The 20617-nt window shown below is 69.3% G+C and carries 23 protein-coding genes and 1 other RNA gene; 22 read left to right on the forward strand and 2 right to left on the reverse strand.

All coding sequences use genetic code 11. The features are described 5' to 3' along the window. Window positions 1–139 precede the first annotated feature (139 nt). A complete protein-coding gene (locus VRZ77_RS03375) occupies window positions 140–343 on the reverse strand; it encodes a DUF1192 domain-containing protein (protein WP_414591302.1) in 204 nt (67 codons plus the stop codon). Window positions 344–561: 218 nt separating this feature from the next. On the opposite strand from VRZ77_RS03375, the gene VRZ77_RS03380 reads away from it, so the two are divergent. The 7 genes from VRZ77_RS03380 to VRZ77_RS03410 all read left to right on the forward strand — a co-directional run bounded on the left by VRZ77_RS03380 (window position 562) and on the right by VRZ77_RS03410 (window position 6668). After that, a complete protein-coding gene (locus VRZ77_RS03380; protein WP_414591383.1) occupies window positions 562–1542 on the forward strand; it encodes an NAD(P)H-quinone oxidoreductase in 981 nt (326 codons plus the stop codon). A 186-nt stretch (window positions 1543–1728) separates the two neighbouring features. Beyond that, a non-coding RNA gene (gene ssrS / locus VRZ77_RS03385) (6S RNA) lies at window positions 1729–1884 on the forward strand. 18 nt (window positions 1885–1902) lie between these two features. Next, on the forward strand, window positions 1903–2514 hold the full coding sequence (locus VRZ77_RS03390) for a 5-formyltetrahydrofolate cyclo-ligase (protein WP_414591303.1): 612 nt from the start codon (window positions 1903–1905) through the stop codon (window positions 2512–2514). A gap of 2 nt (window positions 2515–2516) precedes the next feature. After that, window positions 2517–3332, forward strand: a complete 816-nt coding sequence (locus VRZ77_RS03395; protein WP_414591304.1) for a TIGR00282 family metallophosphoesterase — start codon at window positions 2517–2519, stop codon at window positions 3330–3332. A gap of 108 nt (window positions 3333–3440) precedes the next feature. After that, window positions 3441–4679, forward strand: a complete 1239-nt coding sequence (locus VRZ77_RS03400) for an alpha/beta hydrolase family esterase (RefSeq protein WP_414591305.1) — start codon at window positions 3441–3443, stop codon at window positions 4677–4679. Window positions 4680–4795: 116 nt separating this feature from the next. Continuing rightward, entirely contained in the window at window positions 4796–5794 is a 999-nt protein-coding gene (locus VRZ77_RS03405; RefSeq protein WP_414591306.1) for an alpha/beta hydrolase family protein, read from the forward strand. Between the two features lie 127 nt (window positions 5795–5921). Then, window positions 5922–6668, forward strand: coding sequence for a YebC/PmpR family DNA-binding transcriptional regulator (locus tag VRZ77_RS03410; protein WP_414591307.1), 747 nt, complete (start codon window positions 5922–5924; stop codon window positions 6666–6668). Between the two features lie 50 nt (window positions 6669–6718). On the opposite strand, the gene VRZ77_RS03415 is transcribed toward VRZ77_RS03410, so the two are convergent. Continuing rightward, a complete protein-coding gene (locus VRZ77_RS03415; RefSeq protein WP_414591308.1) occupies window positions 6719–7465 on the reverse strand; it encodes a sulfite exporter TauE/SafE family protein in 747 nt (248 codons plus the stop codon). 379 nt (window positions 7466–7844) lie between these two features. On the opposite strand from VRZ77_RS03415, the gene VRZ77_RS03420 reads away from it, so the two are divergent. The 15 genes from VRZ77_RS03420 to tilS all read left to right on the forward strand — a co-directional run bounded on the left by VRZ77_RS03420 (window position 7845) and on the right by tilS (window position 20481). Then, on the forward strand, window positions 7845–8774 hold the full coding sequence (locus VRZ77_RS03420) for a DMT family transporter (protein ID WP_414591309.1): 930 nt from the start codon (window positions 7845–7847) through the stop codon (window positions 8772–8774). 242 nt (window positions 8775–9016) lie between these two features. Further along, window positions 9017–9541 (forward strand): crossover junction endodeoxyribonuclease RuvC, encoded by a 525-nt coding sequence (ruvC, locus tag VRZ77_RS03425; protein ID WP_414591310.1) that lies wholly within the window; start codon window positions 9017–9019, stop codon window positions 9539–9541. 13 nt (window positions 9542–9554) lie between these two features. Further along, the gene (gene ruvA / locus VRZ77_RS03430) at window positions 9555–10172 is read left to right on the forward strand and encodes a Holliday junction branch migration protein RuvA (protein WP_414591311.1); all 618 of its coding nucleotides are present in this window, start codon (window positions 9555–9557) and stop codon (window positions 10170–10172) included. Further along, on the forward strand, window positions 10169–10612 hold the full coding sequence (locus VRZ77_RS03435) for a hypothetical protein (protein ID WP_414591312.1): 444 nt from the start codon (window positions 10169–10171) through the stop codon (window positions 10610–10612). Before ruvA ends, VRZ77_RS03435 begins: the two co-directional genes overlap by 4 nt. After that, complete coding sequence (gene ruvB, locus VRZ77_RS03440) at window positions 10609–11646, forward strand: Holliday junction branch migration DNA helicase RuvB (RefSeq protein WP_414591313.1); 1038 nt, start codon at window positions 10609–10611, stop codon at window positions 11644–11646. The genes VRZ77_RS03435 and ruvB overlap by 4 nt, the downstream gene beginning before the upstream one ends. Window positions 11647–11893: 247 nt before the next feature. Further along, complete coding sequence (locus VRZ77_RS03445) at window positions 11894–12526, forward strand: TetR/AcrR family transcriptional regulator (protein WP_414591314.1); 633 nt, start codon at window positions 11894–11896, stop codon at window positions 12524–12526. A gap of 83 nt (window positions 12527–12609) precedes the next feature. Further along, entirely contained in the window at window positions 12610–13029 is a 420-nt protein-coding gene (locus tag VRZ77_RS03450; RefSeq protein ID WP_414591315.1) for a DUF2852 domain-containing protein, read from the forward strand. A gap of 121 nt (window positions 13030–13150) precedes the next feature. Then, on the forward strand, window positions 13151–13660 hold the full coding sequence (gene ybgC, locus VRZ77_RS03455) for a tol-pal system-associated acyl-CoA thioesterase (RefSeq protein WP_414591316.1): 510 nt from the start codon (window positions 13151–13153) through the stop codon (window positions 13658–13660). A gap of 398 nt (window positions 13661–14058) precedes the next feature. Beyond that, a complete protein-coding gene (gene tolQ / locus VRZ77_RS03460; protein WP_414591384.1) occupies window positions 14059–14733 on the forward strand; it encodes a protein TolQ in 675 nt (224 codons plus the stop codon). A gap of 2 nt (window positions 14734–14735) precedes the next feature. Continuing rightward, window positions 14736–15188 (forward strand): protein TolR, encoded by a 453-nt coding sequence (tolR, locus tag VRZ77_RS03465; protein ID WP_414591317.1) that lies wholly within the window; start codon window positions 14736–14738, stop codon window positions 15186–15188. 6 nt (window positions 15189–15194) lie between these two features. Next, entirely contained in the window at window positions 15195–16166 is a 972-nt protein-coding gene (locus VRZ77_RS03470) for a cell envelope biogenesis protein TolA (protein ID WP_414591318.1), read from the forward strand. Between the two features lie 53 nt (window positions 16167–16219). Next, window positions 16220–17590 (forward strand): Tol-Pal system beta propeller repeat protein TolB, encoded by a 1371-nt coding sequence (gene tolB, locus VRZ77_RS03475; protein ID WP_414591319.1) that lies wholly within the window; start codon window positions 16220–16222, stop codon window positions 17588–17590. Between the two features lie 182 nt (window positions 17591–17772). Beyond that, a complete protein-coding gene (gene pal / locus VRZ77_RS03480; RefSeq protein WP_414591385.1) occupies window positions 17773–18264 on the forward strand; it encodes a peptidoglycan-associated lipoprotein Pal in 492 nt (163 codons plus the stop codon). 215 nt (window positions 18265–18479) lie between these two features. After that, the gene (gene ybgF, locus VRZ77_RS03485) at window positions 18480–19460 is read left to right on the forward strand and encodes a tol-pal system protein YbgF (protein WP_414591320.1); all 981 of its coding nucleotides are present in this window, start codon (window positions 18480–18482) and stop codon (window positions 19458–19460) included. Beyond that, window positions 19447–20481 carry a tRNA lysidine(34) synthetase TilS gene (tilS, locus tag VRZ77_RS03490; protein WP_414591321.1) on the forward strand — a complete coding sequence of 345 codons (1035 nt, stop codon included), beginning with the start codon at window positions 19447–19449 and terminating at the stop codon, window positions 20479–20481. The genes ybgF and tilS overlap by 14 nt, the downstream gene beginning before the upstream one ends. Window positions 20482–20617: the final 136 nt, after the last annotated feature.

Below are 20617 nucleotides of genomic sequence, written 5' to 3' on the forward strand. Positions count from 1 at the left end.
GCCCCGAGGGCGGCTGGAAGTGAAGACAGGGCGGCGTCAAACAAAGTGGAAAGGAACCACTCGCGTCCAACATCGGACTGCCGCAAGTAATGGTTGAGAAACCTTAACCTTGGGTTAAGCCCGCCCGTCGCGGGCGTGTTCAGCGCTTGAAGAAAGTGTCCGCCGCCACGCGCGAGGCGCGTTTGGCGATAAGCGCGAGCCGCAGCCGCTCCATCTCCGACGCCAGCAGCGTCATGCGCTCCTCGATCTCGATCTCCGACAGGGTGGAAAGATCGGCCCCGATCTCGTGGGTGGCCGGCGCCCGTGCCGGCCTCACCGAAAAAACCTCGTCGTCGATCGCCATAGGATGCCCCTCCCAGCTGTTCATCGTTAAATGCCGGCGGCGCGGTAAGTTCCGCAGGTTCCCGCTCCCTGCGACACCCGGCCGGCTTTCACAAGGTAATCCCGGCCGGGCATGGTTGCCAGCCTGCGGCGCTTGACTTAACCACAGGGCAAAGCCCCCGAGAAAACCGTGACGAGGAACCGCCCGTGACCGGAACGCCCACCGACCTGCCCGCCACCATGACCGCGATCGGCCTGCCGACCCCCGGCGGCCCCGAAGCGCTGGTTCCCGAGCAGCGGCCAGTGCCGGTGCCGGGCAAGGGCGAGATTCTGGTCAAGGTCGCGGCGGCGGGCGTGAACCGGCCGGACGTGATGCAGCGCAAGGGCTATTACCCGCCCCCGCCCGGCGCTTCCGATATTCCCGGCCTTGAGATTTCCGGCGTGGTCGTGGCGCTCGGCGAGGGCGTGACCCGCTGGAAGCTTGGCGACAAGGTGTGCGCGCTGGTCTCCGGCGGTGGCTATGCGCAATATTGCCTCGCAGATGACGCCTCCGCCCTGCCGGTGCCCGCCGGCCTGTCCATGGTCGAGGCGGCCGCGCTTCCCGAGACCTTCTTCACGGTGTGGACCAATGTGTTCGACCTTGCCGGGCTGAAGGCGGGTGAGAGCTTCCTGGTCCATGGCGGCACCTCCGGCATCGGCACCACGGCGATCCAGCTCGCCAAGGCGTTCGGCGCCAGCGTGTTCACCACGGCCGGCAGCGCCGAGAAGTGTGCGGTGTGCCGCGAGCTCGGTGCCGACGTCGCCATCGACTACAAGACCGAGGACTTCGTGGCCGTGGTCAAGGAGAAGACCGGCGGCAAGGGCGTCAACGTCATCCTCGACATGGTGGGCGGCTCCTATATCGCCCGCAATTACGAGGCCGCCTCTCCGCAGGGGCGCATCGTGCAGATCGCCTTCATGGAAGGCTCCAAGGTGCAGATCGACTATATGCGCCTGATGCTCAAGCGCCTGTCGCACATGGGCTCGACCCTGCGCTCGCGCCCGAAGGCCGAGAAGGCCGCCATTGCTGCCGCGATCGCCGAGAAGGTCTGGCCGCTGGTCGAGGCCGGCACGGTCAAGCCGGTGATGGATCAGGTGTTTCCGCTTGAGAAGGCCAGCGAGGCCCATGCCCGCATGGAGACGAGCGCGCATATCGGCAAGATCATGCTGAAGGTCGACTGAGGTCCTGGCAAACATCATCCCCGACGGCCGCCGGCCGATCGGGGATCGCTCGATGTCGGTGGGCGATCGCGGTTCTCCGGCGTCGCCGGCGCCCGCGATGACGGTATGAGGCCCGCTCGCGGAAAGCTGTTCGCCGGGCCTGCGATCCCCCTTTAATTTCGTCCCGCGCCGTCCTAGATTAGCGATGCGGGGCTGCGGGGTTCGTCAGGAGAACATATTCCCCGGGGCCTTATCGATCTCAAAGGGAGCTGTCCCTGACCGGACCCGTGGGTCCGGACACACGGCGCCCACCTACGTTGTAGGTTCCCGGGATCGATCACCAACGGCCATCGCGGCTCCGCACTTTTGTCCAAGGCATCCATGCCCGTTACGACCTCGGTCTCCCTCGACAAGGCTGCCCTCCGCGCGGTGGCGCTCAAGCGCCGCGCCGAGCTTGATCCCGCCGCCCGGGACGCGGCGGCCGCGCGGGCCGCCGCCCATGCGCTGTGCTGGCTCGGCGATGTATCCGGGGAAATGATCGCGCTGTTCTCGCCCATCGGCACCGAAATCGCCACTGAGCCGCTCGCCGGCCTGCTGCGCGGCGCCGGGGCGCGGCTCGCTTTGCCAGTGGTGGTGGCCGCGAGCACGCCGCTGCTGTTCCGCGAGTGGCGCGAGGAGGTGCCACTGGCGCCGAGCGTCGGCCCCGGCCGGCTAACGATTCCCGCCCCGCCCGAGGGCGAGAAGCTGGTCGAGCCCGACGTCATCGTGGTGCCGCTCGCCGCCTTCGATGCGCGCGGCAACCGCATCGGCTATGGCGCCGGCTATTACGACCGCACCCTGGCGCAGATCCGCGCCGCGCGGCGCATCGAGGCGCTGGGCTATGCCTTCGCCGTGCAGGAACTGCCGACCCTGCCGGCGGACGTCCATGACGAGCGCCTCGACGCCATCGCCACCGATGCCGGCATCATCTGCCCGGCCGTGGTTGAGGAGTAGCAATGCGCCTGCTTTTTCTTGGCGATGTGGTCGGGCGGCCAGGCCGTCAGGTCGTGGCCGATTATCTGCCCCGGCTGCGCGCCGACTGGGCGCTGGACTGCGTGATCGTCAATGGCGAGAACGCCGCCGGTGGCTTCGGCATCACCGAGGCGATCTACGAGGAATTCCTGGAGGCCGGCGCCGACGCGGTGACGCTCGGCAACCATTCCTTCGACCAGCGCGAGGCGCTGGTGTTCATCGAGCGCGCCCCGCGCCTCGTCCGCCCCGCCAATTACCCGCCCGGCACGCCCGGCCGCGGCGCGGCGCTGGTCGAGACCCGCTCGGGCGCGCAGGTCCTCGTGGTCAACATGATGGGCCGCACCTTCATGGACCCGATGGACGACCCCTTTGCCGCCATCGACCGCGAGCTCGATGCCGGCCCTCTGGGGCTGGTATCCGATGCGGTGGTGGTGGATTTCCACGCCGAGACCACCAGCGAGAAGCAGGCCTTCGGCCATTGGTGCGATGGTCGCGCCAGCCTGGTCATCGGCACCCACACCCATGTCCCGACCGCCGACCACCGCATTCTGCCCGGTGGTACCGCCTACATGACCGATGTCGGAATGTGCGGCTGTTATGACGGGGTGATCGGTATGGACAAGGAAGAGCCGCTGCGCCGCTTCACCCGCAAGATCGGCTCCTCGCGCTTCGAGCCGGCCTCCGGGCCGGGCACGTTGTCCGGCCTCGCGGTGGAGACCGACGGACGGGGCCTTGCCACCCGCGTGGCCCCGGTGCGCCTTGGCGGCGCGCTGGAGCCGGCGGTTCCCTCCTTCTGGTGATCCCACACCGGCGCACCATATTGTGCAGTGCAGCAACAAACGGCCGGGATGCGCGTTGAGGCGTAGGTGGGCCGCGTGGTGCGGCCCGCCGCGGAAAGGGACCGGACCGTGAAGCAGTTCTCAGAGATGATCCAGCGACTGCGCGCGCTGCATCGCGCCGGCCGCTTCGGCACTGCCTCCCCCGGCGCCGCCCCGCGCCCCGAGGAGGCTGAGGACCGGCTGGTCGACCTCGCCGCGTTCGGTTCCAATCCGGGCAATCTGCGCGCCCGCTTTTACGTGCCCGAGCATCTGCCCCCGCGCGCGCCGCTGGTCGTGGTGCTGCACGGCTGCACCCAGAGCGCGGCGGGCTACGAGGCCGGCGCCGGCTGGTCGCGCCTCGCCGATCGCCACGGCTTCGTCGTGCTCTGTCCCGAGCAGCAGCGGGAGAACAATCCCAACCTCTGCTTCAACTGGTTCGTGCCCGGCGATATCCGGCGCGGCGAGGGCGAGGCGCTGTCGATCCGGCAGATGATCGAGGCGCTGGTGACGCGCTTCGCGCTGGATCGCGGGCGCGTCTTCGTCACCGGCCTGTCCGCCGGCGGGGCGATGGCCGGCGTGATGCTGGCGACCTACCCGGAACTGTTCGCCAGTGGCGCGATCATTGCCGGCCTGCCTTATGACTGCTCCCGCAACGTGCCGCAGGCGCTGCGGCAGATGAAGGGGCAGGGCCGGCTGGGCGAGCACGAGCTGCAGGCGCGGCTGCGTGCCGCCTCTGCCCGTGATGGCAGACCCTATGCCGGTCCGTGGCCGCGGCTTTCGGTCTGGCAGGGCACGGCCGATACGATCGTGGTGCCCGCCAATGCCGCCGCCATCATCGGCCAATGGCGCGGGGTGCACGGCGTCGACATGCTGCCGACCCGGCTGGAGCAGGTCGACGGCTTCCCGCACCGCGTGTGGTGCGACGCCGCCGGGCGCGAGGTGATGGAAGAGTTCAGCATCCTCGGCATGGGTCACGGCACGCCGCTCGCCACGCAGGGCCCGGAGGGGCTCGGTCGGGCCGGGCCGTTCCTGCTGGATGTCGGCATCTCGTCGACACGGCACATCGCGCATTTCTGGGGCATTGCCCCGGCGCCAAAGGCTGCCGCCGTTCAGGCCGGGGTGCAGCCCGCGGGGCCCCCGCCCACCCAACCGTCGCCCGCCGCGCCCGCTCTCGCGGCTGTGGGAGCATCCGCGCGGGAGCAAGCGGGCCGATCGAGCTTCGATGCCGACAGGGCCGGAGCCCCTCGGCCCTCGGGCGAAGAAACGCGCCCGCGCGGCGTGCGCGAAGTCATCGAGGACGCGCTACGCGCGGCGGGCCTGATGAAGTGACGCCGCCGGGCCGCGTGCGGGAAGGCGCCAACCCTCCGGCCCCCGCTTTGCGCGCGGCCGCATCGGCCCTTATAAGCCCGGCATCGGCGTCGTGGTGCTGCCGGGGAGCGAACGACATGAAGACCGTGCATCGTCTCGTCGTGGCGCTCGGCGTGTCGCTGGTCGGCGTTGGGCCGGCGTCGGCGGCCGAGCCGGTCGGCCTGCGCAGCCTGTCAGTCCCGGCCCCGGAGCGGGGCGCAAAGATCGCGGTCGATCTCTGGTACCCGGCGGGCACGGGCGGCACGGCGGAGAATCACGGCGCCTCGCCGCTGTTCGAGGGCGTTTCCGTGCGACGCGACGCGGACATCGCGACGGGCCGCTTTCCCCTGGTCGTGCTGGCCCATGGCGGATTGCGGTCCAATCCGAACCTCGCCTCATGGATCGCCTCGCATCTGGCCGGGCGCGGCGCGCTCGTCGCCCTGCCGCGTTCGCCGGCGCCGGAAACGGCAGGAGAGGCGCCCGATGAGGTGCGGCTTCGGCCGGGGGACCTCAGTGCGGCGCTGGACCGGATCGAGAACGATCCCGCTCTTGCCGCGCATCTGGCCTCCGGCAACGTGAGCGCGGTCGGCTTCTTTCTGGGCGGAACCTCGGCGCTGGCGCTGGCCGGCGCGCGGCTCGATCCGCAGGCCTACCGCGCGTCATGCGACCCGCCGGCACGCGGGCCGGACTGCGCCTGGTTCGCCACGAACGGTGTCGATCTCTCCGGCCGGGTCACCGAGGCGTTCGGCGCCTCGCATCGCGATCCGCGGATAAGGGCAGTGGTTGCCGTCGCCCCCGAGCTGGTCGGCAGCCTCACGCGGGAGAGCCTTGGCGCGGTGGACGTGCCGGTCACCGTCATTGGGCTCGGTGCGCCCGCTGCGGACCGCGAGATTCCCGGCGCGCGCCAACTCGCGCTCCCCGAGGCGAACGTTTTCACCGCCTTCGGCCGCTGCACGGCCCGCGCCTTGACGCTGCTGGCGGCGGAGGGCGAGGACGACGCCATCTGCCGCGAGGATGGACCGCGCTCGCGGGCCGATCTTCAGGCCGAGCTGGCCGGGATGATCGACGCCGCGCTCGCGAACATTGCCGCGCCCTGAACGCTCGCCGCCACCGGGAAGCCCCCGGCTTTACGCGCGCCACGGCTTGCGCCTATAAGCCTCCACCATTCGAGACATGACGCGGAGAAGGGCCGGGACGCGCCCCCCGCATGACGTGGAGGCGGCCATGGCCGGGCATTCGCAGTTCAAGAACATCATGCACCGCAAGGGCAAGCAGGACGCGGTGCGCTCCAAGCTGTTCTCCAAGCTGGCGCGCGAAATCACCGTGGCCGCCAAGCTCGGGCTGCCCGACCCCAACATGAACCCGCGTCTGCGCGCCGCCATCCTCGCGGCCCGCGCCGAGAACATGCCCAAGGACAATATCGACCGCGCGATCAAGAAGGCGGCCGGCGGCGATGCCGAGAACTATGACGAGATCCGCTATGAGGGCTACGGCCCCGGCGGCGTCGCGGTCATCGTCGAGGCGCTGACCGACAACCGCAACCGCACCGCCTCCGAAGTGCGCTCCTATTTCACCAAGTCCGGCGGCGCGCTGGCGGAAACCGGCGCGGTGTCGTTCATGTTCGACCGCGTCGGCGTGATCGAGTTCGACCTCGCCAAGGCCTCCGAGGACGCGATGATGGAAGCCGCCATCGAGGCCGGCGCCGACGACGTGTCCTCCTCCGAGGACGGCCACGAGGTGGTGTGCTCGATGGAGAACCTGCACGAGGTCGCAGCCGCTCTCGAAGCCAAGTTCGGCGAGCCCCGCAAGTCGGGCCTGGTCTGGCGCCCGCAGAATACCATCGCGGTGGACGACGAGGTGGCCGAGAAGCTGGTGCGCCTCGTCGATACGCTGAGCGACAATGACGACGTGCAGAACGTCTACGCCAATTTCGAGTTGTCCGACGCCTTCGTCGCCAAGATGAGCGCGTAAGCGCGCATCGTTTCAGGCGTCCCCATCGTTCGGCGCGGCGCTCGGAAACGCTACCGCCAGAACAGCGGATCGAACAGCGGCAGGCTGGCGATGATCGCCACGGCGATCACGCCATAGGCCGCCAACCGGAAATGCCGGTCGCTGGCGCCGCGGAACAGCCGCGCGCCGGCCAGCAGCCCGGCGGCATAGGCCGGACCGAGGATCAGCGAGAGCCGGCCGACCTCGCCGGTGATCATGCCGCCCAGCGCATAGGACGCGCCGCTTGCCAGCGTCGTCAGCGCGAAGAAGCCGAACAGATTGGCGCGCACCAGCGCCGCGTTCTGCCCGCTGCCCAGCCAATAGGCCACCACCGGCGGGCCGGACATCTGTGCCGCGCCGCCGAGAATGCCGGCGAACAGGCCGATGCCGAGGGTGGTGGGCAGGGTGTGCCGCCCACTGTGGCGCCAGCCCGAGACCAGCAGCGTCAGCAGCACGGCCACCAGCCCGGCGAGCGCCCAGCGCAGCAGCAGTGGATCGGCATGGTCGAGCACCATGACGCCGAGCGGGACGGTGAGCACGGCGCCGATGGCGAACGGCGCTACCTGACGCCAGACGCAGGCCCTCAGTGCCGGCAGCACATAGGGCAGCGTCATCACGCCGTCGATGATCAGCAGCGTCGGCGCCGCCACGCGCGGCCCGAACACCGCGCTGACCAGCGGCACGAAGATCAGCGCGCCGCCGAAGCCGGAAAAGCCACGGGTGAAGCCGGCCACCAGCGCGGTGGCGATCGCCCAGCCGAGGGCGAAATCGAAGGACATGACGGAAAACCACAGGGCGGCGACAAGCGGGCCGCGCGGCCGGCTTAATCCCCGCGCCGCGCCGGGTCAATCGCGCGCGGGGGCCTCCAGGCTGGCCGGGGCATCCGTCGCCGGGCTTGCCCGTTTGCAAAGTTCCATCAGCAAACGCGAACGTTCGGATTTGCAAAACTCGTTTGCAGGCGAGCGAAGCCGACCCACATAGTGCGGCAACGATACCGCCTGTGCAGCACTCCTCCAGACCCCGCTCTCGCGGCGCGATCGCCTGCCGGCGATGCTCCCGCCAGCGGGGCGCGGAGGTGTCTTTTCGCCCTCACGGCGACCCAGTCTCGCCGCGTCGCGGCACCCCTCTTTTCGCCGCCACGGCGGCTGGAATGCGACCATGACCACCACCTTGTCCCCTGCCGCGACCGACGTCGCGGCGCCGCCGTCCATGGCGGACCGCCTGACCGGCTATGCCTGCGCCCTGCTCGCCATCGCCATCTGGGGCGGCTGGATCGTCTCGACCCGTCATGCCGTCCATGGTCACCTGCCGCCCGCGACGGTCGGCTGGCTGCGTTTCGTGGTTCCCGCTGTGGTGCTGGCACCCGCCTGGATCAAGATCGGCCTGTGGCCGCGCCGCGAGGCGATGATCCCATTCGTGCTGTGCTTCATCGGCGCGGGCGGCCTGTTCTTCCTCACCGTCGCCACCGCCATGCGCTTCGTGCCGGCGGCCGATGTCGGTCCGCTGCTGCCGGGAACCATGCCGCTGATCGTGGCGGTGATTTCGGCGCTGGTGTTCCATGAGCGGCTTGGCAGCCTGCGCATCTTCGGCTTCCTCTTCATCGCGCTCGGCGTGCTGACGCTCGGCGGGCGCGGGCTGCTCTATCCGGAGGACGGCGCCTGGCGCGGGCATCTGCTGCTTGTGAGCGGCGCGGCGATGTGGGCCTGCTACACGCTGGCCTTCCGCCGCACCGGCATGAAGGCGACCGCCATCGTCGGCATGATCGGGCTGTGGTCGACCATCATCCTTACCCCGGTCGGCCTGCCCGGCGTGATCTCTGCGGTGCAGGAGGGCTATGGCCGCGAGGTGCTGATCCAGCTTGTGGTGCAGGGCCTGTTCTCCGGCGTGGTGGCGCTGGTGGCGTTCGGCATTGCCATTGAAAAGCTCGGCTCCTCGCGCGCGGCCGCCTTCACCGGGCTGGTGCCGGCGCTTGCGGCGGCGATCGCGGTGCCGGTGCTCGGCGAGCACCCGGACATGGCGGCGGTGGTCGGCGTCATCGGCACCGGCATCGGCGTGATGCTGGCGAGCGGCGCGTTCCGGCGGGGCTGACCCCGCCGGCTACGGCGATCGTTCGGCGCGGGCGTGCCACGGGCCGCTCCCGCGGTCGGCGGTGGTGAACCGCAAACGCGTTCCCGACGCGGGGATGGTCGCGCACGCCTCGCCGGAATGGCTGGCGTGCTCGCAGCGCCGCTAACCTCGCATTAACCATCCGCCCGCTCCGTGGCGAAGTCGCGGCGCAAACTTCTCCCGTCGCTCTAGTCGTTCGCCCTTTGTTCGGCTAACCCGGAAGCATGGCACAGCGTCCGATTCGCATTCTCGGCCTCGATCCGGGCCTCCGCCGCACCGGCTGGGGGGTGATCGAGGCATTGGGCACGCGGCTCAGCTTCATTGCGTGTGGCACCGTGCTGCCGCCCGAGGACGGCTCGCTGGCCGAGCGGCTGGCGCAGCTTCACCGCGAACTGTCCCAGGTCATCGCCGCGTTCACGCCCGACGAGGCGGCGGTGGAGGAGACCTTCGTGAATGTGAACCCGGCCTCGACGCTTAAGCTCGGCCAGGCGCGCGGCGTGGTTCTGCTCACCCCGGCGCTGGCCGGGGTGCCGGTGGCCGAATATGCCGCGTTGCTGGTCAAGAAGACCGTGGTCGGCGCCGGGCGCGCGGAAAAGGGACAGATCCGCATGATGATGAAGGTGCTGCTGCCGCAGGCCGATTTCACCACGGATGATGCCGCCGACGCCCTTGCGGTCGCGGTCACCCACGCGCAGCATCGCGGCATGGCCGCGCTGAAGGCGGCGACATTGAAGGCCGCGGCGTCATGACCGGTGCATATCGATGATCGGGAAGCTCAAGGGCACGGTGGATTCCTATGGCGAGGATCATGTGATCCTCGACGTCCACGGCGTCGGCTATCTGGTGCACTGCTCGGGCCGCACCTTGCAGGCGCTGGCGCCGGTGGGCGAGGCGGCGGTGCTGTTCATCGAGACCTTCGTGCGCGAGGACATGATCCGGCTCTACGGCTTCGCCTCCCAGGCCGAGAAGGCGTGGTTCGGCTTGCTGCAGAATGTGCAGGGCGTCGGTGCCAAGGTGGCGCTCTCCGTGCTCTCCGTGCTCTCGCCGACCGAACTCGCCAATGCGGTGGCGCTGGGCGACAAGGCGATGGTTGCGCGGGCAAATGGTGTCGGGCCGAAGGTCGCTGCCCGCATCGTCGCCGAGCTCAAGGACAAGGCGCCGGGCTTTTCCGATGTCGACCCGGCGGTCGCGAGCCTCGCCGGCGAGATCGAGCAGCGCCGCGCACCGGGGCCGGTGGCGGATGCGGTCTCGGCGCTGGTCAATCTCGGCTATGCGCAGGTGCAGGCCAGCGCGGCGGTAGCGGCGGCGTTCCGCGAGGCCGGAGAGGGCGCGGATACAGCGAAGCTGATCCGTCTCGGCCTGAAGGAGCTGGCGTCATGATGCTGCGCTTCCTCTCGCCCCGTGCGAGCGCCCGCGCGGCCGGGCCGCAATGGACCTGGCAGGCGCGCATCCCGGCGATGATCCTCGCCTATGGCGCGGTGGTGTTCTCTGTCTTGATCGCCGAGCGCATGATCCACAGCCCGCTCTCGGCGACCTATGCGTCGGCGGCGGTGGTGCCGGGCGGGATCGCCGCCGGCATTTGCGCCTTCGCCCTGTCGTTTTCGCCGCGCCGGCGGCTGCTTGTGCTGGCGGCGGTGGTGATCGTGGCGCTGGCGCCGCTCGGCTTCCTTGTCTTTGCCATCGATTTCGGCGCGTTCACGCCAATCGTCAGGGACCGCGCGCCCCTCGTCGCCGCCATGCTGGCGGGCGGCTGCGTGCTCGCGACCGGCCTGCTGATCGGCGGCGGCGTGTTCCCGGCGGCCGAGGAGGCCCGCCGATGAGCACCAAGCGGCTGGTGGCCCCCGACAAGCGCGAGGAAGACCTCGCGGAAGCCTCGCTGCGCCCGCAGAACCTCGTCGAGTTCGTCGGGCAGGAGCAGGCGCGCGCCAATCTCGACGTGTTCATCAAGGCGGCGAAGGCACGGGGCGAGGCGCTGGACCATGTGCTGTTCGTCGGCCCGCCGGGGCTCGGCAAGACCACGCTGGCGCAGATCGTGGCGCGCGAGCTGGGTGTCGGCTTCCGCTCCACCTCCGGCCCGGTGATCGCGAAGGCCGGTGACCTCGCGGCACTGCTGACCAATCTCGAAGAACGCGACGTGCTGTTCATCGACGAGATTCACCGGCTCAACCCGGCGGTGGAGGAAATCCTCTATCCCGCCATGGAGGATTACGAGCTGGACCTGATCATCGGCGAGGGGCCGGCTGCGCGCTCGGTGAAGATCCAGCTTTCCAAATTCACGCTGGTCGGCGCCACCACGCGCTCCGGGCTGCTGACCACGCCGCTGCGCGACCGCTTCGGCATTCCGATCCGGCTCAACTTCTACACGGTGCCGGAGCTGGAGCGGGTGGTGACGCGCGGCGCCCGCGTGCTCGGCATCCCGATCCAGCCCGACGGCGCGCGTGAGATCGCCCGCCGCGCGCGGGGCACGCCGCGCATCGCCGGGCGGCTGCTGCGCCGGGTGCGCGACTTCACGCTGGTCGCTGGGCGCGAGACCATCGATCGCGCGGCGGCCGATCATGCGCTCAAGGCGCTCGATGTCGACGGGCTCGGCCTTGACCAGATGGACCGGCGCTATCTCAGCGTGATCGCGCTGAATTACGGCGGCGGGCCGGTGGGCGTCGAGACCATCGCCGCCGCGCTCTCCGAGCCGCGCGACGCCATCGAGGAGATCATCGAGCCCTATCTGGTGCAGCAGGGCTTCATCCAGCGCACACCGCGCGGCCGGATGCTGACCGCCCATGCCTACAAGCATCTCGGCCTCGCCGTGCCGACCAGCCCGAACCAGATGCCCCTGTTCGACGAGGGCGGGGAGTAGATCGTCCGGGGCGCCGCGCCGATGGGCAGCGTCCGATCGTCGATGCTCCATCGTCCGGGGAAGGCTACCTCCGAGGGACAAGGCTGGGGTGAGGGGCGCTTCCCGATGACACCCGCCGCTCATACCTGCTTCATGGCTCGGCTCCGGTCATGGACGGCCTCGAAGCGCGCGGCCGCCTCGCGCAATCTTCACCCTCTCGCGCGGCAACCGTCGACGCCGCGCCCGCGCTGATGTAAGGGCTCCTCACATGAGTTGGTCCCGGAACGGAGAATCGCGCGGCTATCATCACGGCAACCTGCGGGAAGCCCTGATGCAGGCGGCGCTCGACCTGATCGCGGAGAAGGGCATGGCGGGCGCCACCTTCGCCGAGGCTGCGCGCCGTGCCGGTGTCAGCCCCGCCGCGCCCTACCGCCATTTCCGCGACCGCGACGAACTGATCGCAGCGGTCGCGGCCGCCAGCTTCGACCGGTTCGCCCGCGCGCTTCAGGACGGTTGGGCCGACGGCAAGCCGAACGTTGCGGAAGCCTTCGAGCGCATGGGCCGGGCCTATCTCGATTTCGCCCGCAGCCATCCGGCCGATTACATCGCCATGTTCGAATCCGGCATTGCCACTGAGACCCATGGCGAACTCCAGCTCGCCGGCCAGCGTGCCTTCGCCGTGCTGCGCGAGGCCGCCGAGGCGCTGGTGGCCGCGATGCCCGCGAGCGGCCGCCCACCGGCACTGATGGTGGCGCTGCACATCTGGTCGCTGGCCCACGGCGTCGCCTCGCTGTTCGGCCGGGCGGACGGGGCGCGGCGCAAGCTGCCGATGAGCCCGGAAGAGCTGCTGGAAGCCGGCTTCCTGGTCTATCTGCGCGGCCTCGGCGCGCCCGCCACCTAAAATTCCATTCGCGTCCTCTTGACGGAAATCCATGCCGCGCCTACCTATGTAAATGTGATTAACATTAACCAGGAACGGATGCCATGGAGCTCGCATACAAGCTCGACAGTTACGGCAGGCCGGCCTGGATCGCGCTTACGGTCCTGGGCTTCATGGCTTGGTGGCCGCTGGGTCTGGCGATCCTGGCCTTTACGATAGGGAGTGGACGCATGGGTTGCGGTGCGAAGCGCGGTTTCGCGCGTTGGCGTGAAGAAGGAGAAGACGCGATGCGCGGCATGTTCGGTTCCCGCTTCGGCCGGGGCTCCCAGTCGAGCGGCAACCGCGCCTTCGACGAGTATCGCGAGGACACGCTGCGCCGCCTTGAGGAGGAGCAGAAGGATTTCCGCGGCTTCCTCGACCGGCTGCGTCAGGCCAAGGACAAGGCGGAATTCGACCAGTTCATGACGGAGCGCCGCAACCGTCCCGCCCCCGCGCCCGAGCAGGATGCCGGCCAGCAGGGCTGAATGCCTCGACCGAACTGAATGAGGACCGCGCTCCCGAGCCATCGGGGGCGCGGTTCTTTTTGTGCCATGGTTTTCGCCCGCCGCGCTTTTCGCCAACGCCGCTTTTAGCTATGAGGGCGCCATGAACGAGCGCCCCGAACCCTTTACCCCCGAAGCCTTCAAAGCCGATCCCTATCTGCACCTCGCCGGCCGCATCGTGCCGGGCGGGCATGTGCTGCCTGTGCGGGTCTATTACGAGGACACGGATTTTTCCGGCATCGTCTACCACGCCAACTATCTGAAGTTCATGGAGCGCGCGCGCTCCGACCATCTGCGCCTGATTGGCGTGGTGCAGGGCGAGCTGTTCGGCGAGGCGCTGGCCGAGGCGCCGGGTTTTGCCTTCGTGGTGCGCTCCATGGAGCTGAACTTCATCCGCCCGGCCCGCATCGACGACGTGCTGGAGATCCACACCGCGCCGATAGAGGTGGCGGGCGCCTCGATCACGCTTCAGCAGAAAGTGATGCGCGGAGCCGAACTGCTGGTCGAGGGCAAGGTCAAGGTCGCGTTCGTGGCGCAGGGGCGCGCCCGGCGCATCCCCGATTCCCTGCGCGCGGCGATGAAAGCGGCGCTGGAGGAGGGCGGCGGCGCCTGAGCGCCACAATTCCTTGTTGCGCCGCCGCAACGCTAACCCGCCATTAACCCTAATAAGCTCTTGTATCGCGTAGCTGCGGGAGCGCGCCGACGTCGATCGCCCAAGTTTGGACAGACTCAATCGCTTGATGGCGGATGTATTCCCTTGAGCCGCGTCGGTGTCATCCGCCTTTGGACGGTGGATGAGCTGCGGCGCCGCAACCCTTTGTGACTGGCAGGATTGGCGTGATGACGCTCAGGAAGCTTCTTTTTGCGATGGTGCTGTTTCTCGCGGCATCGGCGTCCTTCGCCCACGCCCAAAACGCGACGGCGCCCGTGACCGGCGCCCCGACGACACAGGTGCAGGGCCAGGCCGTCGCGGCCCCGCCGGGCGCGGCCATCGCCCCCGAGGGCGCGGGCATGGGACCGGACATGTCGCTGATCGGGCTGTTCCTGCAGGCCCATCTGGTCGTCAAGCTGGTGATGGCCGGCCTGATCATCGCCTCGGTCTGGGTCTGGGCGATCATCATCGACAAGACCATCCTGTTCGCGCGCACCAAGCGCATGATGGACCGTTTCGAACAGACCTTCTGGTCGGGCCAGAGCCTGGAGGAACTGTACCGCTCGCTGTCCTCGCGGCCGAACCACGCCATGGCGGCGATCTTCGTCGCGGCGATGCGCGAGTGGAAGCGCTCCTATGAGGGCGGGGCGCGCTCCTTCGCCGGGCTCACCCAGCGTCTGGACAAGGTGATGGACGTCACCATCGCCCGCGAGGTGGAGCGTCTGGAAAGCCGGCTTCTGGTGCTGGCTACCGTCGGCTCGGCCGGCCCGTTCATCGGCCTGTTCGGCACGGTGTGGGGCATCATGACCTCGTTCCAGTCGATCGCCGCGTCGAAGAACACCAGCCTCGCAGTTGTGGCGCCGGGCATCGCGGAAGCCCTTTTCGCAACGGCAATTGGCCTTATCGCCGCCATCCCGGCGACGATTTTCTACAATAGGTTCGTGTCGCAAGTGAACAAGCAGGCGCTGAGGCTCGAAGGCTTTGCCGACGAGTTCTCGGCGATCCTGTCGCGTCAGATCGACGAACGGGGCTGATAATGGGGATGGCAGGAGGCAGCGGCGGCGGCTGGACCTCGCGGCGTTCGCGCCGGCGGGGCGGCGGCGCCGTCATGTCCGAAATCAACGTCACCCCCATGGTCGACGTCATGCTGGTGCTGCTCATCATCTTCATGGTGGCCGCGCCCATGCTGACCGTCGGCGTGCCGCTCGACCTGCCGCAGACGCAGGCGCAGGCGGTGTCGCAGGACCATGAGCCGCTGGTGATCTCGATCAACAATCAGGGCCAGGTGTTTCTCCAGGACACCGAAATCGACGTGAACGAGCTGGTGCCCAAGCTGCAGGCCATCGCCAAGGCCGGCTATGACGAGCGCATCTTCGTGCGCGGCGACAAGTCGGTCGACTATGGCGCGGTGATGAAGGTCATGGGCCGGCTCTCCGGCGCCGGCTTCAAGCGCGTCGCCCTCGTCTCCGAAGTCGAGCAGGGGAGCTGAGCGGACATGCGCGCGGGCCTCATCTCATCGGCGGCATTGCATGTCGGCATCATCGGATTCATGGCCATCTCGTTCGCGGCGCCGAGCCCGTTCGAGAACATGCAGGCTGAATCCATGCCGATCGACATCATCTCCGATGCCGAGATGTCGAAGATGATGGCCGGCAAGAAGGACGCCCCGAAGGCGCAGGCGCCCAAGCCCGTGGTCGAGAAGGTCGCGCCGGAGGCCAAGCCGCCGGAGAATCTCGACGCCAAGGTCACCGACAAGCCGGAAATCAAGGCCGCCAACGAGCCGACGCCGCCTCCGCCCCCGCCGCCGGACGTGAAGCCGCCGGAGCCGACGCCCAAGCCCCCGGCCGCGCAGGCGGCGCCGAAGCCCCCGGCGCCCGCGCCGGATGCGGAATCGCTCGCCGCCAAGCCGCCCGAGCCGAAGAAGGACGAGCCGAAGCCCGAGCAGGCGGCGCAGGCCGCCCCGCCCATGCCGACGCCGCCCAAGAAGCCGAAGGACATTCCCCCCAAGGTGGTGCAGGCGCCGCCGAAGGACCAGAAGGACTTCAACCCGAACGACATCGCGGCGCTGCTCGACAAGCGCACGCCGCAACGTCAGGCCGCGATCGGCGACACCATCAACAACACCGCCTCGCTCGGCGCGCGCGTCGGCACGGCGGCCACGCTCTCGCAGACCGAGATCGACGCGCTGCGCGCGCGGCTGATGTCGCTGTGGAACCCGCCGGCCGGCGCCGCCAACCCGGAGGAGCTGATCGTCACCGTGCGTATCCGGCTCAACCCGGACGGCACGTTGTCGGGTCCGCCCATGGTGGTGTCGTCCGGCACCAGCCCGTTCTTCATGACCGCCCGCGACAGCGCCATCCGCGCCATCTTCCGCGGGCAGCCGTTCAACATGCTCTCGCCTGAGAAATACGACATGTGGAAGGACATCGAAGTGACGTTCGATCCACGCGAAATGGTCCGCGGCTAGCGGGCCCCGCCCGCCGGCCCGCCCTCAACGTTGCCCGCCCGAGACACATGATCATGCAGCACCTTAAGCCTTCTCTCCTCAACGCCACCCCGGCGGCGCCGCTTCTGGGCCGTCGCTCGGTTCTTGCCGGCGCTGGCGCGCTCGCGGGGCTGGGGCTGGTCTCAGGCCCGGCGCAGGCGGTGCTCAAGCTCGACGTGACGCAGGGCACAGTGCAGCCGCTTCCCATCGCCATCACCGATTTCGTCGGTGGCGGCGGGCCGCAGGATGTCGAGGCCGGCAAGGGCGTGACCCAGATCATTTCCGCGAATCTGCGCCGCTCCGGCCTGTTCGCCCCGGTGAACCCGGCCGCCTTCGTCGAGAAGATCACCAATCCCGACGCCTCGCCGCGCTTCCAGGACTGGCGCGTGATCAACGCGCAGGCGCTGGTGACCGGCCGTATGACCCGTCAGGGCGACGGGCGGGTGAAGGCCGAGTTCCGTCTGTGGGACGTGTTCGCCGGCCAGCAGCTCATCGGCCAGCAATACTTCACCCAGCCGGAGAACTGGCGCCGGGTCGCGCACATCATTTCCGACGCGATCTATGAGCGCCTGACCGGCGAGAAGGGCTATTTCGACACCCGCATCGTCTTCGTCGACGAGAGCGGCTCGAAGGAGAACCGCGTCAAGCGCCTCGCCATCATGGACCAGGATGGCGCCAACGTGACCTATCTCACGCGCGGCGACGACCTCGTGCTGACCCCGCGCTTCTCGCCGACCAGCCAGGAAATCACCTATATGAGCTACGGCTCCGGCGAGCCGCGGGTCTACCTGCTCAATATCGAGACCGGCCAGCGCGAGGTGGTCGGCAATTTCCCGAACATGAGCTTCTCGCCGCGCTTCGCTCCCGACGGCCAGCGCGTGATCCTCTCGCTCCAGCAGGGCGGCAATTCCAACATCTTCGTGATGGATTTGCGCTCCAAGGCGACGACGCGGCTCACCGACACCGCCGCCATCGACACCGCGCCCTGCTATTCGCCCGACGGCACGCAGATCTGCTTCGAGAGCGACCGCGGCGGCACCTCGCAGGTCTATGTGATGAACCAGGACGGTTCGAACCCGCGCCGTATCTCGTTCGGCGACGGGCGTTATTCCACGCCGGTGTGGTCGCCGCGCGGCGACGTCATCGCCTTCACCAAGCAGGCGCAGGGGCGCTTCGCCATCGGCATCATGCGCCCGGACGGCTCGGGCGAGCGCATCCTGACCGAGGGCTACCACAATGAAGGCCCGACCTTCGCGCCGAACGGCCGCGTGATCATGTTCTTCCGCGATGCCGGCGGGGCGGCGGGGCCGCAGCTCTACACGGTCGATGTCACCGGCTATAACGAGCAGCGCGTTCCGACTCCGAGCTATGCCTCCGACCCCGCCTGGTCGCCGCTCCGGTCTTGATCCGGCCATGTCGCGCCGTTAAGGAAGCGTTAACCATAAGAGACGGTTTCGACATTGGATGCGAATTCGTCTGTTCGAGATAAGGTTCCGTAAAGGTTGACGGAGCATTGATTTCACCAGACCGGCGCTGGATGACGTTGCCCGGTCGCGGAATGTTTCAGGAGTTGAGCGGAATGATCCGTATGTTGCGCCAGTTCGGCGGCGCGCGTGCCGCCTTTATCATCGGCCTTGCCATGCTTGCGGCCGCGTGTGCCAAGAACCCGATGGACGGGTCCGGCGCGATGGGCCAGCTCGGCTCCGCGCCCGCGGGCAGCCCGCAGGAATTTGTCGTCTCGGTCGGCGACCGCGTGTTCTTCGAGAGCGACCAGACCGACCTGTCGCCGCAGGCCCGCGCCACCCTCGACAAGCAGGCGCAGTGGCTGAACCACTACGCCAAGTACACCTTCACCATCGAAGGCCATGCCGACGAGCGCGGCACCCGCGAATACAACATCGCGCTCGGCGCCCGCCGCGCCCAGAGCGTGCGCGACTATCTGGTCGCCCGCGGCATCGACGCCAACCGCATGCGCACCATCTCCTACGGCAAGGAGCGTCCGGTCGCGGTCTGTAACGACATCTCCTGCTGGTCGCAGAACCGGCGCGCCGTCACCGTGCTGAACGCCACCGGCTCCTGATCGCCAGCGCGCCTTCGCCGAGACCTGAGACATCGCTGGCCCGGCGGCACCGTTGACGTGCCGCCGGGCCTTCTCGTATCTGCGGGGACCGGAGATGCGCGGGGAAGGGGCCTTACGGGTCACACTTTGGACGCGATCGGTTTCGTATGGTCATATGCATCCTTGCGTCGCGCCACCGCGCGCCGCGTTCCCAATGAACCTCTCGCGTCCCGGTCATGAAGTCTCGTTTTTCGCGTCCCCCCGTCCTGTTGCTCGCCGCCGGCCTCGGCCTCGTCGCGCTGGTGCCTGCCACGCCGGCGCTCGCGCAGTCGAACAATGATTTCTTCGGCAACCTGTTCAAGCCGCCGGGACAGGTGCGCTCGGGAACCGCGACGCCGGTGCAGGAGGACCCTTCCGATCCCGGCAGCCTCGCCGGGCGCGTCGACCGGCTGGAGAACCAGCTCCGCCAGACCACCGGCCTGATCGAACAGCTCCAGTATCGCAACCAGCAGCTCGAAGCGCAGGTGAAGCGGCTGCAGGACGAGATCGATTTCCGCATGACCGGCGGCACCGGCGCGCCGCCGGCGGCTCCGGGAGCTGGGCCCTCGGCGGCCCCGTCCGGCATGCCCCCGGCGACGCCGGGCCAGCCGGCCCGGCGCTCCGACGCCTTCGATCCCAACGCGCAGGCGGCGGCCCCCGGGGCGCCGCGCCCGCTCGGCGCCACGGCGCCGTCCGGTGCCGCCCCCGGCCAGCCCAGCACCCCGATGGACCTCGGCGCGCTTGCCGGCTCGGTCGCCGGCTCCGGCGCGCCCGCGGCCACGCAGCCGCCGGGCAACAGCCCGAAGGACCTGTACGACCTCGCCTATGGCTACATGCTGCGGCAGGACTACGAGCAGTCCGGCAACACGTTCCGGCAGTTCCTCCAGCAATATCCGAGCGACCGCGCGGTGCCCGACGCCTATTACTGGCTGGGCGAGACCGACTATCAGCGCCGCGCCTACAAGGAAGCCGCCCAGAGCTTCCTCAAGGTCTCGGCGGATTATCCCAACGCGGTGAAGGCGCCCGACGCGCTGCTGCGTCTTGGCCAGTCGCTGGCGGCGATCGGCGAGAAGGATGCTGCCTGCGCCACCTTGAACGCTATCGGCAACAAATATCCGCGCGCCTCCGCGAGCATCAAGCAGGGGGTGGAGCGGGAGCAGAAGCGTGTCGGCTGCTGAGGCCGAACGCTCATGCGAGACCGTGGGAGCCGTGGCTCCCGAAGCCCTGCCGTCCCTGTTCGCCCCATTTCTCGGCTTTGACGGCGTGGTGCTCGCCGTCTCCGGCGGGCCGGATTCCACCGCGCTGATGCTGCTTGCCGCCCGCTGGCGCGCCGGCCTTGCGGAAGGCCCGGCTCTCTTCGTCGCCACGGTGGACCATGGCCTGCGGCCCGAGGCGCGGCGGGAGGCCGAGGCGGTGGGGGCGCTTGCCGCCGAGCTTGGCCTGCCGCATGCCGTGCTGAGCTGGGACGGCGCCGGCACCCGCAGCGGTCTTCAGGAGGCCGCGCGCCATGCCCGCTACGAGCGCCTCACCGCCTATGCCCACGCGGTGGGCGCCGGGGCGGTCGCCACCGCCCATAGCTGCGACGACCAGGCCGAGACCGTGCTGTTCCGGCTGATGCGCGGCTCCGGCCTTTCCGGCCTCGCCGGCATTCCGGCCGGGCGGGCGCTGGACGCGGATGTGACGCTGCTGCGCCCGCTGCTCGCGTTGCGCAAGGCCGAGCTGGTGGCGACCTGCCGGGCGGCGGGCATCGGCTTCGTCGAGGACCCCTCCAATCGCGACCCGCGTTTCGCCCGTGCCCGGCTGCGGGCGCTGATGCCGCAACTCGCCGCCGAGGGGCTGGACGCGCCGCGCCTTGCCCGCCTCGCCGCCCGCCTCGCGCGGGCCGATGCCGCGCTGGAGGTGGCGGTCGATGCCGCCATGGCCGCGCTCGTTTCGGCCCGGCCCACGGCGCGCGCGCTGCGGCTCGACCGTGCCGGCCTCCTCGCGCTGCCCGAGGAGATCGCGCTGCGCGTGCTCGGCCGCGCGGTGGCGATGGCGGGCGACGGCGCACCGGTGGAACTCGCCAAGCTGGAGGCGCTGGCCGCCTGGCTCACCGCGCTGGAACCGGGCGGGAGCGGCGCGCGCACGCTGGCCGGTGCGCTGGTGCGGGTGGCGATGCGAGCCGTCACCATCGCTCCGGCGCCGCCGCGACGCGGGTAATCCGCTGCCCTCTGACGCACAATTGCACGGATGCGTGCACAAGCTTGTCCGTCGACATCTTGGCAACCGCCGAGGGTGGACCTAAATTACCAGACGACAAGGGAGGGTCCGCCAGCGCCGGCGGAGCCCGCGCGCC

Origin of the sequence: Ancylobacter sp. G4_0304 (assembly GCF_047501495.1) — a bacterium.
Classification (GTDB): Bacteria; Pseudomonadota; Alphaproteobacteria; order Rhizobiales; family Xanthobacteraceae; genus Ancylobacter.